General features: G+C 67.2%; 15 protein-coding genes. 7 read left to right on the top strand and 8 right to left on the bottom strand.

Annotated elements, in window-relative coordinates:
• Both trmB and EG799_RS06055 read right to left on the bottom strand, forming a co-directional pair.
• Complete coding sequence (gene trmB / locus EG799_RS06050) at window positions 1-699, bottom strand: tRNA (guanine(46)-N(7))-methyltransferase TrmB (RefSeq protein ID WP_123879453.1); 699 nt, start codon at window positions 697-699, stop codon at window positions 1-3.
• 16 nt (window positions 700-715) lie between these two features.
• Complete coding sequence (locus EG799_RS06055) at window positions 716-1,294, bottom strand: hypothetical protein (RefSeq protein ID WP_123879455.1); 579 nt, start codon at window positions 1,292-1,294, stop codon at window positions 716-718.
• An 81-nt stretch (window positions 1,295-1,375) separates the two neighbouring features.
• Here EG799_RS06055 and EG799_RS06060 point away from each other — a divergent pair, with 81 nt between their 5' ends.
• Complete coding sequence (locus EG799_RS06060) at window positions 1,376-2,503, top strand: winged helix-turn-helix domain-containing protein (RefSeq protein ID WP_123879457.1); 1,128 nt, start codon at window positions 1,376-1,378, stop codon at window positions 2,501-2,503.
• A gap of 13 nt (window positions 2,504-2,516) precedes the next feature.
• Here the strand turns inward: EG799_RS06060 and ctrA are convergent, their stop codons facing one another.
• The gene (ctrA, locus tag EG799_RS06065; protein WP_123879459.1) at window positions 2,517-3,218 is read right to left on the bottom strand and encodes a response regulator transcription factor CtrA; all 702 of its coding nucleotides are present in this window, start codon (window positions 3,216-3,218) and stop codon (window positions 2,517-2,519) included.
• A gap of 291 nt (window positions 3,219-3,509) precedes the next feature.
• Window positions 3,510-4,118 carry a hypothetical protein gene (locus EG799_RS13965; RefSeq protein WP_158611029.1) on the bottom strand — a complete coding sequence of 203 codons (609 nt, stop codon included), beginning with the start codon at window positions 4,116-4,118 and terminating at the stop codon, window positions 3,510-3,512.
• A 108-nt stretch (window positions 4,119-4,226) separates the two neighbouring features.
• Between EG799_RS13965 and EG799_RS06075 the strand changes: the two genes are divergently transcribed.
• Window positions 4,227-4,538 (top strand): GIY-YIG nuclease family protein, encoded by a 312-nt coding sequence (locus EG799_RS06075; RefSeq protein ID WP_123879461.1) that lies wholly within the window; start codon window positions 4,227-4,229, stop codon window positions 4,536-4,538.
• A 378-nt stretch (window positions 4,539-4,916) separates the two neighbouring features.
• On the opposite strand, the gene rpoN is transcribed toward EG799_RS06075, so the two are convergent.
• Complete coding sequence (gene rpoN / locus EG799_RS06080) at window positions 4,917-6,368, bottom strand: RNA polymerase factor sigma-54 (RefSeq protein WP_123879463.1); 1,452 nt, start codon at window positions 6,366-6,368, stop codon at window positions 4,917-4,919.
• A 31-nt stretch (window positions 6,369-6,399) separates the two neighbouring features.
• Window positions 6,400-7,215, bottom strand: a complete 816-nt coding sequence (gene lptB, locus EG799_RS06085) for an LPS export ABC transporter ATP-binding protein (protein ID WP_234029051.1) — start codon at window positions 7,213-7,215, stop codon at window positions 6,400-6,402.
• Window positions 7,216-7,384: 169 nt separating this feature from the next.
• Here lptB and EG799_RS06090 point away from each other — a divergent pair, with 169 nt between their 5' ends.
• The 3 genes from EG799_RS06090 to EG799_RS06100 all read left to right on the top strand — a co-directional run bounded on the left by EG799_RS06090 (window position 7,385) and on the right by EG799_RS06100 (window position 10,139).
• Window positions 7,385-7,801 carry a hypothetical protein gene (locus EG799_RS06090; protein WP_234029052.1) on the top strand — a complete coding sequence of 139 codons (417 nt, stop codon included), beginning with the start codon at window positions 7,385-7,387 and terminating at the stop codon, window positions 7,799-7,801.
• Window positions 7,802-7,890: 89 nt separating this feature from the next.
• Window positions 7,891-9,240, top strand: coding sequence for a mechanosensitive ion channel family protein (locus EG799_RS06095; RefSeq protein ID WP_234029182.1), 1,350 nt, complete (start codon window positions 7,891-7,893; stop codon window positions 9,238-9,240).
• Window positions 9,237-10,139 (top strand): alpha/beta hydrolase, encoded by a 903-nt coding sequence (locus tag EG799_RS06100; RefSeq protein ID WP_199798272.1) that lies wholly within the window; start codon window positions 9,237-9,239, stop codon window positions 10,137-10,139. Before EG799_RS06095 ends, EG799_RS06100 begins: the two co-directional genes overlap by 4 nt.
• Before the next feature lie 25 nt (window positions 10,140-10,164).
• Here the strand turns inward: EG799_RS06100 and ppa are convergent, their stop codons facing one another.
• Both ppa and EG799_RS06110 read right to left on the bottom strand, forming a co-directional pair.
• A complete protein-coding gene (gene ppa / locus EG799_RS06105; protein WP_123879465.1) occupies window positions 10,165-10,704 on the bottom strand; it encodes an inorganic diphosphatase in 540 nt (179 codons plus the stop codon).
• A gap of 119 nt (window positions 10,705-10,823) precedes the next feature.
• Window positions 10,824-12,779: a M61 family metallopeptidase gene (locus EG799_RS06110; RefSeq protein ID WP_123879466.1), complete on the bottom strand. Its 1,956-nt coding sequence runs from the start codon at window positions 12,777-12,779 to the stop codon at window positions 10,824-10,826.
• Window positions 12,780-12,859: 80 nt separating this feature from the next.
• Here EG799_RS06110 and hisS point away from each other — a divergent pair, with 80 nt between their 5' ends.
• Together hisS and prfA are read left to right on the top strand one after the other, a co-directional pair.
• The gene (gene hisS / locus EG799_RS06115; protein ID WP_123879468.1) at window positions 12,860-14,197 is read left to right on the top strand and encodes a histidine--tRNA ligase; all 1,338 of its coding nucleotides are present in this window, start codon (window positions 12,860-12,862) and stop codon (window positions 14,195-14,197) included.
• A complete protein-coding gene (gene prfA, locus EG799_RS06120; protein ID WP_123879470.1) occupies window positions 14,194-15,261 on the top strand; it encodes a peptide chain release factor 1 in 1,068 nt (355 codons plus the stop codon). The genes hisS and prfA overlap by 4 nt, the downstream gene beginning before the upstream one ends.
• Window positions 15,262-15,275: the final 14 nt, after the last annotated feature.

A 15,275-nucleotide genomic window follows, 5' to 3' on the forward strand; every position in this document is an offset into this window, starting at 1 on the left:
TCAGCGACGGCGGTAGCGGAAGTACCACACCTCGTGTCCCTTGCGCCGGGCCTTGGCTTCGTAGCGCGTTTCGAGCCAGCCCGAGGGGCGGTTCCGAAAGCTCGCCGGGCCTTGCGCCAGCCACTCGAACCGGTCGGTGAACCGCTGCATCACCATCAGCGCGTGGCGGAGATAGACCGGATGATCGGTGCCGAAGCGAAATTCGCCGCCGGGCTTGAGCTTGTCGGCGATCATCCTCATCGGCCCGTCATTCATCATCCGCCGCTTCGCGTGGCGTGCCTTGGGCCAGGGATCGGGGTGCAGCAGATAGCACATGGTCAGCGCTTCATCCGGCACGCGGCCGAGGACGCCCAGCGCATCGCCTTCGTGCAAACGGACGTTCGCAAGCCCCCCGTCCCTGACATGAACCAGGGCCTGCGCCACGCCGTTGACGAACGGTTCGGCGCCGACGAAACCGTGGTCCGGCAGCAGATCGGCCCGGTAGGCGAGATGCTCTCCGCCCCCGAAACCGATCTCAAAGTGCAGCGGCCGCTCGTCTCCGAACAGGCGCTTCGCCGTTACCGGCCCTTCCTCCGGTACGGCGATGCGCGGAAGCAGGGTTTCCAGCAGCTCCTGCTGTCCGGCGCGCAGGGCCTTGCCGACCGAGCGGCCGTACAGCCGGTTCAACGTGGTGGGATCGCCGTGCTTGTGTGCCGTCATGGCGCGGGCGGTTAGGTCACGCCTGCCGGTCTTGTCCAGTGGCCGCTGCGTCATCGGCCCGCGCGACCTTCCCGAACAGCCACGCGCTCGTCAGCCAGGCAACGGTCCAGATCGCGGTGACGACCGGGATGAAGGCACCCCAGAAGACGAGCGCCGCGATGAAGATGGCGACCTGCATCACAGCCGTCACCTGCATCGCCTGCGCCAGGCCGCGGGCGCGGAAGCGGGCGACGAGCGCGCCGATCATCGCCGCGGCGAGCGGAATGGCGAAGAGAATGTTGGCGGGATTGTCCTCGTTGCCGATGATACCGACGGCGGCGTTGGCCCAGATCGTCACGAAGATCGTCGCCAGCGCGATTCCCCCGGCGGCGCGGTAGGCGAGCTGTCCGCTGGCGCGCAGGATCGTTTCCATCACGGCGCCGACGAAGGCGAGGATGATGGCGGCGAAGATGAAGTCTTCCGGCCCCCATTTCACCTCTCCGGTGAACTGCATCGCGATAATCGGGGCCAGCATGACGAAGGCGGCGAAGCAGGCGAACAGGATGCGCCACAGCGTAGCGTTGTTGATGAAGCGGGCGAAGGCATTGTCGGTCATGGGGTCAGCTCCTTTGTCTTTCCATGCCGTCCGGCCTATCCTGCCCCGCGATGAGCGGCATGAGAAGCGGGTGAGCATTCGATGAAGACTGTAGGAAACCGCTATTTCTTCGCCGATTTCGTGCTCGATCCGGGCGAACGGCGGCTGCTGCGCGGCGACGCGCCCGTCGAGCTCGGCGCGCGTTATCTCGATGCGCTCGTGCTGCTGGTGGAGGAGGCGGACGGGCTCGTCACCAAGGATCGCTTCATGGACGAGGTGTGGCGCGGCGTGCCGGTGACGGACGAGGCGCTGACCCAGGCTATCCGGACACTGCGGCGGGAACTGGGAGACGACGCCGCCAATCCGCGTTTCATCGAGACCGTGCCGCGCCACGGCTACCGTTTCGTCGCCGAGGTCGAGTCCCAGCCGGTGCCGGGGCCGGTTCGGGACAGGCCCGCGGCAACCGGCCCCGCACCCGTCCCGGCTGTTGCCTCCTCCCCTCGCCACGCCATCGTCCGGCTGGGGACGGCCGGTGTCGCGGGCGGTGCGGTGGCCGGGGCGCTGGGCGGGCTGGCCTACGGCTTCGGCGCGGCGAGCGACGCGGCGACCGGCGGCGCGTCAAGCGTGCTGGCCGTGCTCGCCATCACCGTCTTCATTGCCGCGCTGGGCGCGGTGGGCGTCAGCTTCGGCGCGGCGGCGGGGCGGCTGGCGGGCGGAACGGCGGGCTGGACGATCGCGGGCGGCGCTCTCGGCGGCATGATGGAGGGCGGGTTCGTCAAGCTGATCGGCGTCGATGCCTTCAACCTCGTGTTCGGTCGCGCGCCCACCGGAATGACCGGCGGGCTGGAGGGGCTGGCGCTCGGCGGCGCGGTCGGGCTGGCCGTCTGGCTCGCCGCGCGCCGCGCCGGCCCGGTCCGGTCCGTGGTTCTGCTCGCCGCACTGGTCGGCGCGGGGGCCGGCCTCGTCATCGCGCTGGCGGGCGGGGTGCTGATGGCGGGCAGTCTCGCCCTGCTGGCCGCCGCCATGCCCGATTCGCACCTCTCGCTCGCCCCGCTGGGCGCGCTGGCGGGAGAGGCGGGGTTCGGCCCCCTCGCCAACGCCGTGACCGCGACGCTGGAGGGCGCGCTGTTCGCCGGGTGCGTGGTGGGCGCGATGGCGTGGAGCGAGAGAACGGCAACGCCCCGGAAGCCGCGGGCCTCCGGGGACGTTCTCACGCCCGCCAGCAACTAGGCGACTGCCCTCCTCAGGCGGCTTCGGTTTCCTCGGCCGCGTCCGGATCGCGCAGCACGTAGCCGCGGCCCCATACCGTCTCGATGTAGTTGTCTCCGCCGCACGCGCTCGACAGCTTCTTGCGCAGCTTGCAGATGAATACGTCGATGATCTTGAGTTCCGGCTCGTCCATTCCGCCATACAGGTGGTTGAGGAACATTTCCTTGGTCAGCGTCGTGCCCTTCCTCAGCGAAAGCAGCTCGAGCATCGCGTATTCCTTGCCCGTCAGGTGGACGCGCGCCCCGTCGACCTCGACCGTCTTGGCATCGAGATTGACCGCCAGCTTGCCGGTACGGATGACCGACTGGCTGTGGCCCTTGGACCGGCGCACCACGGCGTGGATGCGGGCGACCAGCTCGTCCCGGTGGAAAGGCTTGGTCACGTAATCGTCGGCGCCGAAGCCGAAGCTGCGGATCTTGCTGTCCATCTCGGCAATGCCCGACAGGATCAGCACCGGCGTCTGCACCTTGGCGACGCGCAGCTTCTTGAGCACGTCGTACCCGTGCATGTCGGGCAGGTTCAGGTCGAGCAGGATGATGTCGTAATCGTACAGCTTGCCCAGATCGAGGCCTTCCTCGCCCAGATCGGTGCTGTAGACGTTGAACCCCTCGGTCGTGAGCATCAGCTCGATCGCCTTGGCGGTGGTCGGTTCGTCTTCGATCAGCAAAACGCGCATTGCCCTTGTCCCCTTCGTGCCCTTGGTAACCCCTGTGAAAGAGGTGTTGCCGGGAATTAACCACGTCGCTTCTCACCAAAAAAGGTTAACAAACGGTTTCGCGCGTTAAGACTTTCGTGTGAGTCCTTTGGGTTACAGTCGCGTGTGCCCTGATGGCCGCGCATCGGGCGCTGCACCCTCGCGCGCCCGATCGCCTGACGAAGTTGACACCGTGTCAGGCGCGATCTGACGACGAAAAGCCCCGAACTGCGCCGTTCGGCGGACCGAAGGCGAAGTTGACACATGGCCCGATCACTTTTTCTCACCCCCGGCGCCAGCCCCGTCGATCTCGTCGATCTCGCGAGCCTCGTCCTCGTCGGCTTCGAACTCGTCCTCGGGCGAATCCCCGTCCTCCTCGTAGTGCGACAACCGTTCTTCCAGCCAGGTCGCCGGACCGCGCTCGACCCGCTCGACCAGCGGTCCGAAGGCATCGGCGCCGTACATGGCCGAAGGGTCGGACGGGTAGGCGGTAAGTGCCGGACGGAAACTCTCGCGCATGGCGAGCAGGGCGACCGTGAGCCGCTCGTCGAACCTGCGCGAGGTGCCGACCACCTCCCCGCGATGGAAGTGCGGCACCTCCACGCCGTTCAGCGCCCGTTCCATCGCCGCCTCGGCCAGCGCGTCGAACCGGCAGAGGAGCGCCGCGCTCCAGGCCCGGTCGAACGGTTCGCCCTTCGACCGGGCACGCAGGGCATAGGCCGACTGGCGCGACATGCCGACGGAACGCGCGGCCCGGCTGACACAATGCGTCGCGCCAAGCTCGCGCAGGAACCGGGCCTGACGATCGGGGGTCCAGCCGTCGTGGCGGGTCACGGTGGTGGATTGCGGGGCGGCGGGGATGATGGGGGTGTGCTGTGTCATGCCCCCGGGTGAGGCATGGGGCGCGTGTTGTAGGAAAGGGGTTTAAATGGGATCAGATATCTCCTCCTCGTCATTCCCGCGAAGGCGGGAATCCACTAGGCCGTGGGAATGCATCAGGACTTCCAACCATGCGTTTATCTCATGGCATCCCGGCGCAACGGGACGCTTTACTGCGGGGTGACTTCCGATCTTCTGCAGCGCGTTGCCCAACATCGTGATGGAACGTTCGAAGGCTTCACCGCCCGCTACGACGTGAAGACGCTCGTTTGGTTCGAACAGCACGCGACGATGGAATTCGCGATCCAGCGGGAAAAGCGCAGCAAGAAGTGGAGCCGTGCGTGGAAGCTGCGTCTGATCGAAGAGGGCAATCCCGCCTGGCGCGATCTTGCATGTCATCTCGGGTTTGCGCCGCTGAGCTAACTGGATTCCCGCCTGCGCGGGAATGACGACTTATCAATGACCAATGATAGGCTGGCTAGCTGCCTTGTCATGTGCGAACCAAAGAACGCTATGGACATACGAAACCGAGATTGGATCGAGTTGGTCAAGGCGACCCGGCTGAGGTTCGATGTGTCTATTCAGGGCGCTCATGACTTGATCTTTGCCGACGCCGAAATGCGAAAGCTCATAGCGCAGCGCATCAATCGGAACGCAGAGTGTCGCAAGCTGGCTTGGCAAGACATTCGCCGTAACGGCGCAGCATCGAGATTTGTGAAGGATGGCGACCTTATTCGTTTTCGCCGTAGTGATGGACAACGCCCATAGTCCGCAACCTGGTCGATACCGGACGTTCCCCCCTCACCCCATCGCCGCCAGCTTCTTCGCCCTTCTCCGCTGCACGCTCGACCCGATGCCGATCGCCTCGCGGTATTTCGCGACCGTCCGCCGCGCGAGGTCGAAGCCCTCGGCTTTCAGCAGGTCCACCAGGGCATCGTCCGACAGGACCTTTTGCGGGTCTTCCGCGTCCGTGAGCGCCCGGATGCGCGCCTTGACCGCTTCGGCGCTCGCGCCCTCGCCGTCCTCTCCGCCGCCGGTCCGGCCGACGCCGCTGGTGAAGAAATACTTGAGCTCGAACGTGCCGCGCGGGCAGCTCAGGAACTTGTTGCTGGTGACGCGGCTGACGGTGCTTTCGTGCATCTCGATCGCGTCGGCCACCTTCGCCAGCGTCAGGGGTTTCAACTCGCTCACGCCGCGCGCGAAGAAGCCGGACTGCTGCTTCACGATCTCGGCGGCGACCTTGAGGATGGTCTTCTGGCGCTGGTCCAGCGCCTTGATCAGCCAGTTGGCGTCGGCCAGCTTCTCCGACAGCCAGCCCCTCGCCCGCTTGCCGGTGCAGCCACGCCTGACTTCGAGGTAGTAGGACCGGTTGACGACGAGGCGCGGCAGCGTCGCCTCGTTCAGGCGGATGGTCCACCCGCCCTTCTCGCCCGGCGCGATCAGCACGTCGGGGACGACGCCCGCGCTGGTGCCGGGGCCGCCATAGGCGAGGCCGGGCTTGGGATCGTAGCTGCGCAGTTCGCGCAGCATGTCGGCCATGTCCTCCTCGTCCACGTCGCAGATGCGCCTGAGATGCGCGAAGGCACCCTTGGCCACGAGATCGAGATTGTCGATCAGCACCGCCATGCACGGATCGTAGCGGTCGGCCTCCCTGGCTTGCAGCGCGAGACATTCGGACAGCGACCGCGCGCCGACGCCCGTGGGTTCGAGCGACTGGACGCAGGCCAGCGCCCGCTCGACATGGGCCAGCGGCACGCCGAGAGCCTCGGCCACCTCCCGCAGCGGCGTGGAGAGGTAGCCCGCCTCGTCCAGCAGGCCGATCAGGTGGCGGGCGATGAAGGCGGAGCGGGCATCGGGCGCGCACGGGCCGATCTGCCGTTCGAGATGTTCGGCCAGCGTCGGCTCGTCGTCGCCCCGGTTCTCCAGGTCGGGCGCCTCCTGACCGCCGGCCCCGGACAGCGGCGCGGACCAGTCGCCGGTATCGCTGTCGCGGTCGAGCGTGGCGGGATCGATGTCGAGCGCCTGCTCGCCGTCGCCGGGCGTCGCGTCGTGCGGCTCGGCCTCGGTTGGCGCATCGCGCGTCTCGGCGCGCAGTTCGCCCGCCTCCAGCAGCGGATTGCTCTCCAGCGCCTCGCCGACGAAACTTTCGATCTCGAGGTTGCTGAGCGCGAGCAGCTTGATCGCCTGCTGCAATTGCGGCGTCATCACCAGCGATTGCGACTGGCGCAGATCGAGGCGCGGGCCGAGCGCCATGCCGGTTACTGCGAGGGGCAGGCGCGGGGGGTCACAGCGTGAATCCCTCGCCCAGGTAGAGGCGGCGCACGTTCTCGTCCGCGACCAGTTCCTGCGGACTTCCGGCGAACAGCACCTGACCGCCATAGATGATGCAGGCGCGATCGACGATCTCCAGCGTCTCGCGCACGTTGTGGTCGGTGATGAGCACGCCGATACCGCGTGTCTTGAGATCCGCCACCAGATCGCGGATGTCGCTGATGGATAGCGGGTCGATGCCGGCGAAGGGTTCGTCCAGCAGCATGATGGTGGGCTTGGCCGCCAGCGCGCGGGCGATCTCGCACCGCCGCCGCTCGCCCCCCGAAAGCGCCATGGCCGGGCTGGCGCGCAGGCGGGTGAGGCCGAATTCGTCGAGCAGCCGCTCCAGCTCCGCCGCGCGCACCTGCTTGTCCGGCTCGACCATTTCCAGCACGCAGTTGATGTTCTGTTCCACGCTCATGCCGCGAAATATGCTGGTTTCCTGCGGCAGATAGCCGAGGCCGAGGATGGCGCGGCGATACATCGGCAGGCGCGTCACGTCCTCCCCGTCCATCAGGATGCGGCCCGAATCGGGCTTCACCAGCCCCATGATCGAATAGAAACACGTCGTCTTGCCCGCGCCGTTGGGCCCGAGCAGGCCGAGCACCTCCCCCTTGGCGACCGAAAGCGAGATGTCCGACAGCACGCTGCGCTTGTCGTAGCTCTTGGCGATGGAGACGACTTCCAGCCCGCCGACCTCGCCCAGGTCGGGCGCGGCGCGGGCCGGCGCCTCCGCCACGGCCTCGGCCAGGGCCTCTTCGTCGAGGAAACTGTCGTCGAGCGCGCTCATGCCCTGCGCATAGCCATGTTGCGCCAGCGAATGAAGGGGGTGTCTGGCAAGATTCGTGCATGGCCGGCGCGCCCGCCTATGCGGATCGGACGGGTCTGCGGCTGCCGGCATTGCACATGGCGCGCCGATCTGGAATATTCGCGACTCGGGACTGGAAGAGGAGTTGCGCATGAACAGGGCGCTTTCGGATAGCCGGCAACCGCAGACGCGCGGCACCGCGCAGGCTCCTGCCGATACGGGGCCGGCGGATCGCCGCGCCGCGCTGGACTGGCGCCGCAAGGTCAGTGACCACGTCGCCTTCGGCCTGCTCGTCTATACCGGCATGCACATCTTCGTCACCATGACCGCGATCAAGGGGCATGGCGGTTCGCTGCTCCCCTACTTCGCGCTCGTCGTGCTGGTTGCCGCGATCATCCCCGGCTGCCGCCTGATCGAGCAGCGGTGGGAGCGGTTGCCGGACGCGCAGGCCGCGGACCCCGCGCTCGCCCCGGTATTCCGGCGCGAAATGGCGCTGCTCTGGCTCGCCGCGGTCGGCCTGCCCATTGTCCTCACCATCGCCTTCAAATCGCTCGCCGCGGCGTTCTGAGCGGACTTCGCCTGACGATCCCGCGCGCCTTTCTGGCCCTGCTGCTGGGGGCGCTTCTGCTGCCTGCCGGCGCGCATGCCGCGGGCGCGCTGCTACCCGAAGCCCCGGCTGAAAGCCCGGCCCCCGACAGCGCGCCCGCCCCCGCGCCCGGCTCCATCGCGCTCGACCGCGCAGCCGACGCCGACAGCCGGATCGAGCGCTTTCTCAGCGAAACCTTCGCCAACGTCCCCAGCCTGACCGGCGTGACCGTGACCGTGCGCCAGGGCGTCGTCACGCTGGGCGGCACGGCGGCGGACGAGGAGGCGGTGACGCGCGCCGAAAGCATCGCCGGCGGGGTCGAGGGCGTCGTCACCGTCGAGAACGATATCGAGCGGGACGTCTCGGTCGATCTGGGGCAGGGCATCGGCGGGGTCGGCGACAAGGCGCGGCAGGCCGCCCGGATGCTGCCACTGATCGGCGCGGCCATCGTGGTCGCGGTGCTGATCGGGGTGCTGGGCTATCTGCTCGCCTCGCTTACCGGCCTGTGGCGGCGGATCGCACCCAATTCCTTCCTCGCCGCGCTGATCGCCAGCGCGATACGCTTCGTCTTCGTCATCGGCGGCATCGTCGTCGCGCTCGACATGATCGGGGCGGGCGCGCTGATGGGCGCGGTGCTGGGCGGAGCGGGGGTGATCGGCATCGCGCTGGGCTTCGCCATGCGCGACACGATAGAAACCTACGTCGCATCCATCATGCTGAGCCTGCGTCAGCCCTTCCGCGCCAACGACCACGTGGTGATCGACACCTACGAGGGCCGGGTCATCCGCCTGACCAGCCGGGCGACCGTGCTGATGACGCTCGACGGCAACCATCTGCGCATCCCCAACTCCACCGTCTTCAACGCCACCATCCTCAACTATACGCGCAATCCGCAGCGCCGCTTCGACTTCGCCCTGGGTGTGGACGCGGACGACGACGTGGAGGCGGCCCGGCGGCTGGGGCGCGACACGCTGAAGGGTCTGCCCTTCGTGCTCGCCGAACCGCCGCCCGAAGCGCGCATTTCCGAAGTGGGCGATTCCAACGTGGTGCTGCAGTTCCTGGGCTGGATCGATCAGACCCAGGCGGACTGGTACAAGGCCCGCAGCCGCGCCATCGCCGTCACCAAGGCGGCGCTGGAGCAGGCCGGCTTCGCCCTGCCCGAACCGATCTACCGCCTGCGCTTCGACCAGCGCACCGGCGTGCTGCCGTTCGAGAACGTGGGCGGGGGCGGCGCCAAGGCAGACAGCGCTCCGCCCTCCCCGCCCCAGCCTCCGGCCCCGCCCCCCGCCGCGCCTTCTGCGGCGGACCACAGCGACGTGGCGCCGGACGATGAAGTGGCGTCGATGGTGGACAGGGAACGCGCGGCCAACACTGCCGGGCAGGAGAAGGATCTGCTCGATTCCAGCCAGCCCGTCGAATGACCAGGGCGAGGCGACCGTTCCGGGAGATCGCCGTGCGTCCGATCATGAAGGCCCTGCTGGCCGCCCTGTTCGTCACCAGCATCGCGGCCTGTTCCGCCGATTCCAAACCCGCGGACCCCATCCCCGAGCACGACGAACTGACGGTCAGCTCGGATATCCTGGACGAGGACCGGGTCATCAACGTCTTCGTTCCGCCGCAATATGACGGGGGGCAGACGGCGTTTCCGGTTGTCTACATGCCCGATGGCGGCATCGACGAGGATTTCCCCCATATCGCCAACACCCTCGCCGGGTTGATCGCACGCGGCGCCGTGCCGCCTGTCATCCTCGTGGGAATCGAGAACACCGAGCGCGGGCGTGACCTGACCCCGTCCTCCACGACGGATTACGACCGCGACTACGCCCCGCAGGGCGACGGTGCCCGTGCATTCCGGGCGTTCATCCGCGACGAATTGATGCCCGAAATTGACGCGCGCTACCGCACCGCCGATGGCCGGACGATCATCGGGGAATCGAGCGCCGGGCTGTTCGTGGTGGATACCTTCTTCCGCGAACCCGGACTGTTCGATCACTACATCGCGATGGACCCGGCCCTGTGGTGGAACGATCACGATCTGGTCCGGCAGGCTGCGTCGCGCCTCGCGGCGATGGATGCGGCGGGAAAGTCGCTGTGGTTTGCAGGGTCCGGCGCGGCCGATATCCAACCGCATACGCGGGCGCTGGCGGACGCGCTCTCACGAAACGCCCCGCAGGGGTTGCGGTGGATCTACCGCGATCGACCGGGCGAGCGGCACGACACCATTTTCCGCGCGACCAAAGACGATGCGCTCACATGGAGTCTGGGGGCGCCCGCTTCCGGCAGAACCGCCGACCGGGCGGCGGACGGGCAGGCATCGTAACGATGCGGCGGGAAAAGGCCGGAGGTTAACCCGCCTTGGCCTGCTTCGCGCGTTCGATGCTTTCCAGCACGATGCGCTTGGCTTCGGCGGTATCGCCCCACTGGCCGACGCGCACCCACTTCTCCTTCTCCAGATCCTTGTAGTGGGTGAAGAAGTGCTCGATCTGCTGGAAGATGATGCTGGGCAGATCCTTCGTCTCGCCGACGTCGGAATAATAGGGGAAGGTCGTGTCCACCGGCACGCAGACCAGCTTCTCGTCGCCGCCATGCTCGTCTTCCAGGTTGAGCACGCCAATGGGGCGCGCGCGTACCACGCTGCCGGCGATGAACGGGCTGCGGGCGATCACCATCGCATCCAGCGGATCGCCATCGGGCGAGAGCGTGTGCGGAATGAAGCCGTAATTGCACGGATAGCGCATCGGCGTGTGCAGGATGCGGTCGACGAACAGCGCGCCCGATTCCTTGTCGAATTCGTACTTCACCGGCTCTCCGCCGACGGGCACCTCGATGATGACGTTGAGGCTGTCGGGCGGATTGTCGCCGATGGCTACCTTGTCGATACGCATGGTCTGTCTGCTTGTCCCGATGTCTGGCCCGGCGCATGGGCAGGGCGTGAATGGCGCGGCGAGCGCCTAGCGTGTTGCAGTGCGAAAAGCGAGGGCCGATCGGCTCGCGGCGAGCCCGGTCAGCGCGTGCGCGCCGCCAGCAACCGGTCGAGACCCTGCTCGCCATCGCCTGTCGGCTCGATCCACGGGAAGCGCAGGCCGCCGTGATAGTCGATGGCGATGGTGTCGTAGCGCTCGCCCCGCTTGACCAGCAGTTCGATCGGTTCGCGCGAATCCCTGGCTGCCGTCACCGCGTCCCTGATCGTATCGGGCGCGAATTCCTCGCCGTTGACGGCCACGATCTCCGCCCCGTTGACGATGCCGGCCGCGAAGGCCGGCCCGTCCCACAGCGTCGAGACGACCGTGCCGCTGACCGACAGGCTCATGCCCAGCGAATAGAACAGGTCGACATAGTCGCCATTGTCCATCCGGCCCTTGGCGTAGGGGTTGGGCGTGTCCTTCCATACCAGTTCGTAGCCGGCCATCGCGAGGCCGCGCGTCGGCGCGGGCTGATTCGGCTGGCGCAGCCGGGTGTCGAGGAAGCCGGCCCAGTCATACGGATAGACCCGGTTCAGCGTCGCGACGACCTCGTCGAAATCGTAGGTCAGCTCGCCCCAGTCGCCGTCGGTCTTGCCGAAGAAATCCCGGGCGAAATCGTCCAGCCCCTTCGCCCCGCCGGTGCCATCGCGGATGATCTGGTCCGCTTCCAGCCAGGTCAGCGCCCCCTCGACGTAATAGTCCTCGCTGCGCTGGAGCGAGGAATAGGGCAGCGGGCGCCGCGAATTGACGATGGGGTCGTAGGTCGTGTCCTGCACGCTGCGCCACGCGCGGCCCGGCTGGCCCTCGGAATAGTTGGCGACCGCGTTGGCGAACATGCCGAGCACCGTGTCCTTCTGCTGCAGGCCGGATCGGGCCGCCAGCACCCAGCCCCAGAACTGCGTCTGCCCTTCGTACACCCACAGCAGCGTGTCCTGCATGGGCGTGCGGTAGTCGGGCGTCCACAATCCCTCGGGCCGGCGGAACTTGCCGTTCCAGCTATGGACGAGCTCATGGGAAACGACGTTGTGATCCCAGTCCATCGCGTCCCAGTCGGTAAGGGCGGTGGGTTCGTACTGGTTTTCCGCCGAGCGGTGATGTTCGAGGCCGATGCCCCCCATCGTGTCGGTCATGGCGAGGAGAATGTCGTAATGGTCGAAATGCCGCGCGCCGAACAGCGCGTCGGCTTCTTCCACCAGGTTTTCGAAACGGGCGAGGTTCTCGGGCGCGAGGTCGAGGTAGTCCGGCTCGTCGGCGATGGCGTCGAGCTGCACGTCCTCGCCCAGCGACCACTGCTGCGAATGTGCGCCGGCGAAGATCGGCGAATCGACCAGCGTTTCGTAATCGACGTCGTCGAAACGCACCGTGTCGCCGCGCCGCGTCTGCCCGTCGAGCGCGGTGAACACGCGCCAGCCTTCGGGCACCTTGACGCTCGGCGCGATGGCGATGCGGCGCACGTAATGGCCTTCGGGATAAAGGCTCATCTTCTCCCATTGCAGGTTGAGCATCTCCTGCGTCATGGTCACGCGCCCCTCGCTGCCGGTGACGGGCGAGGTGTGGATGAAGCTGGCCACCACCTCGCGCGCGCTCGGCGGCACCTCGACCACAAGGCGATAGACGTCGAGCGGGTCGCGGAACCAGTTGAGTTCCTCTCCGCCCGCGGTGAAGCGGATGTTCGAAAGCAGGTTGATCGGCCCGCGCGCGGCGTGGTTGCCGGGCAGCCACTCGGGAAACAGCAAGGCCAGCTGCGTCGTGCCGCGGGCGACGGGGATCGTCTCGGTCACGCGGTAGAGATGGCGGCGCGTATCGGTGGCGTCGATGTCGAGCCGGATGGTGCCGCCCGGATAGGCCACGTCGCGCGGCAGCGGGGTCGCGTCGTCCAGTTGCGGCGCAACCGGCGCGGAATTGGCGTCGGGCCGGATTCCGGCCTGCTGGGCCAGCGCGGCAGTGGAGGAAAGGAGAGCGACGGAAAGCGCGATCGGCGCGAGGATGAACTTCATGGAACCGGGCCATGCCCAAGCTGCGCGTGCGAGGCAAGCGGCTTTCCCGCCCGCCCGCGACGCGCTAGGGGCGCTCACCCATGAGCAAGAGCAACACGCCACAGGCCATTCGCGGCACGCAGGACATCTTCGGCGCGGACGCGGAAAGCTTCGCCTTCATCGTCGAGACGTTCGAACGCGTGCGCCGGCTGTACCGCTTTCGCCGCGTCGAAATGCCGGTGTTCGAGCGGACCGAGGTGTTCGCCCGGTCCATCGGCGAGACGACCGACATCGTCTCCAAGGAAATGTATTCGTTCGAGGATCGCGGCGGGGACTCGCTGACGCTGCGCCCCGAATTCACCGCCGGGATCGCGCGCGCCTTCGTGACGAATGGCTGGCAGCAGCACGCCCCGCTGAAGGTGGCGACGCATGGCCCGCTGTTCCGCTACGAACGTCCGCAGAAGGGCCGCTATCGCCAGTTCCACCAGATCGACGCGGAGATCATCGGCGCCGCCGAGCCGCAGGCGGACGTGGAGCTGCTGGCGATGGCCGACCAGTTGCTGAAGGAACTGGGTATCGAGGGCGTGACGCTGCACCTCAACACGCTGGGCGATGCCGACAGCCGCGATGCCTGGCGCGCGGCGCTGGTCGAGTACTTCTCCGGCGTGCGCGAGAAGCTGAGCGAGGATTCGCAAGGGCGGCTGGAGAAGAACCCGCTGCGGATTCTCGATTCGAAGGACCCGCGCGACCGCGAATTCGTGGCCGGTGCCCCCCGGATCGACCAGTTCCTGTCCGACGAGGCCCGCGCCTTCTTCGACGCGGTGACCGGCGGGCTGGACGCGGCGGGCGTGAAATGGACCCGCGCGGAAAGTTTGGTGAGGGGGCTCGACTACTACCGCCACACGGCATTCGAATTCATTCCCGACGAGGGCTCGGCAGCGGCCGAGGCGCTGGGGTCGCAAAGCACGATCCTCGGCGGCGGCCGCTACGACGGGCTGATGGAGTCGCTGGGTGGTGCGTCGACGCCGGCGGTCGGCTGGGCCGCCGGGATTGAGCGGCTGGCTATGTTGGTGCCAGCCGCCAAGCTACGCAATTATCAAGAAGTCGTGGGTGTAATTGCCGAGACCCCTGAAGCGGCGGCTGTAGCACAGGAAATTTCAACCTATTTGCGATCAAAGAACTTACAGGTAGACCAACTCTACAGCGGTCGTTCGAACAAGGTGCTTAAAAAGCTCCGCGACCGTGGTGTAACGACCGCACTTTTCGTTGCCGCACCACCTTTCTCGCGTTTCAAGGCGACCATCAATATCAAGCGTTTTCGTGGCTTCAGGCATGATACCGAAAAGGTTTTTGTCGAACGCTTCGCGAGCAAATACGAGTTGACGCTTGACCCGCAGGTCGACGGTTTCTCTTACGATTTCGGTCTCGTCGACGAATGACCATCCCAGCCGAACGCCTTCGCCAGATCGCCAACCGCTTCGCCGAGCTCGAGGCGCGCATGGCGAGCGGGCAGCTGGAGGGCGAGGAATTCGTCGCCGCCAGCCGCGACTACGCCGAACTGGAACCGGTGGCGAAGGTCGCCGCCGAAGTCTCCGCCATGCGCGAGGAGATCGCGGGGCTCGAGGACATGCTCGCCGACCCGGAGATGCGCGGAATGGCGGAGGAGGAACTCGCTGCCATCCGCAAGGCGCTTCCCGAGGCCGAGCGCCGTCTCGCGCTCGCCATGCTGCCGCGCGATGCGGCAGACGCGCGGCCCGCCATGCTCGAAATCCGCGCCGGCACCGGCGGCGACGAGGCGGCGCTGTTCGCTGGCGACCTTTATCGCATGTACGAGAAATACGCCGCCGAGCAGGGCTGGCGGGTGGAACCGGTCAGTGTCGCGGCGGCCGATGTCGGCGGATACAAGGAGATCGTCGCCAACGTTACCGGCACCGGCGTGTTCGCCAGGCTCAAGTTCGAAAGCGGCGTCCACCGCGTGCAGCGCGTACCCGTCACCGAGAGTGGCGGGCGCATCCATACCAGCGCCGCGACCGTCGCCGTCCTCCCCGAACCGACCGAGGTCGATGTCTCGATTGACGAGAATGACCTCAGGATCGACATCTACCGCTCCAGCGGGGCGGGCGGCCAGCACGTCAACACCACCGACAGCGCGGTTCGCATCACCCACGTGCCCACCGGCATCGTCGTGGCGATGCAGGACGAGCGCAGCCAGCACAAGAACCGCGACAAGGCGATGAAGGTGCTGCGCGCTCGCCTCTACGAAAGGCGGCGCGAGGAAGCGCACGGAGCAGAGGCGGAGGCGCGCCGCGCGATGGTCGGCAGCGGCGACCGCTCCGAACGCATCCGTACCTACAATTTCCCGCAGGGGCGCGTGACCGATCACCGCATCGGCCTGACGCTGCACAAGCTGCCTGAAATTGTCGCCGGGCCGGGGCTTGGCGAACTGGTCGACGCGCTCATCGCCGAGGACGAGGCGAAGCGGCTCGCGGCGATGGCGGATTGAGTTCGCACAGGGAG

This window comes from Aurantiacibacter spongiae, assembly GCF_003815535.1.
Taxonomy (GTDB): domain Bacteria; phylum Pseudomonadota; class Alphaproteobacteria; order Sphingomonadales; family Sphingomonadaceae; genus Alteraurantiacibacter; species Alteraurantiacibacter spongiae.

Excerpts from the sequence above, each read along its gene's own strand:
- EG799_RS06055 (WP_123879455.1), bottom strand. The coding sequence starts at position 1,294 with ATGACCGACAATGCCTTCGCCCGCTTCATCAACAACGCTACGCTGTGG.
- EG799_RS06090 (WP_234029052.1), top strand. The coding sequence starts at position 7,385 with ATGAACAGGGCGCTTTCGGATAGCCGGCAACCGCAGACGCGCGGCACC.
- rpoN (WP_123879463.1), bottom strand. The coding sequence starts at position 6,368 with ATGGCGCTCGGCCCGCGCCTCGATCTGCGCCAGTCGCAATCGCTGGTG.
- ctrA (WP_123879459.1), bottom strand. The coding sequence starts at position 3,218 with ATGCGCGTTTTGCTGATCGAAGACGAACCGACCACCGCCAAGGCGATC.
- prfA (WP_123879470.1), top strand. The coding sequence starts at position 14,194 with ATGACCATCCCAGCCGAACGCCTTCGCCAGATCGCCAACCGCTTCGCC.
- EG799_RS13965 (WP_158611029.1), bottom strand. The coding sequence starts at position 4,118 with ATGACACAGCACACCCCCATCATCCCCGCCGCCCCGCAATCCACCACC.
- lptB (WP_234029051.1), bottom strand. The coding sequence starts at position 7,215 with ATGAGCGCGCTCGACGACAGTTTCCTCGACGAAGAGGCCCTGGCCGAG.
- EG799_RS06100 (WP_199798272.1), top strand. The coding sequence starts at position 9,237 with ATGACCAGGGCGAGGCGACCGTTCCGGGAGATCGCCGTGCGTCCGATC.
- hisS (WP_123879468.1), top strand. The coding sequence starts at position 12,860 with ATGAGCAAGAGCAACACGCCACAGGCCATTCGCGGCACGCAGGACATC.
- ppa (WP_123879465.1), bottom strand. The coding sequence starts at position 10,704 with ATGCGTATCGACAAGGTAGCCATCGGCGACAATCCGCCCGACAGCCTC.
- EG799_RS06110 (WP_123879466.1), bottom strand. The coding sequence starts at position 12,779 with ATGAAGTTCATCCTCGCGCCGATCGCGCTTTCCGTCGCTCTCCTTTCC.
- EG799_RS06060 (WP_123879457.1), top strand. The coding sequence starts at position 1,376 with ATGAAGACTGTAGGAAACCGCTATTTCTTCGCCGATTTCGTGCTCGAT.
- EG799_RS06075 (WP_123879461.1), top strand. The coding sequence starts at position 4,227 with ATGCATCAGGACTTCCAACCATGCGTTTATCTCATGGCATCCCGGCGC.
- trmB (WP_123879453.1), bottom strand. The coding sequence starts at position 699 with ATGACGGCACACAAGCACGGCGATCCCACCACGTTGAACCGGCTGTAC.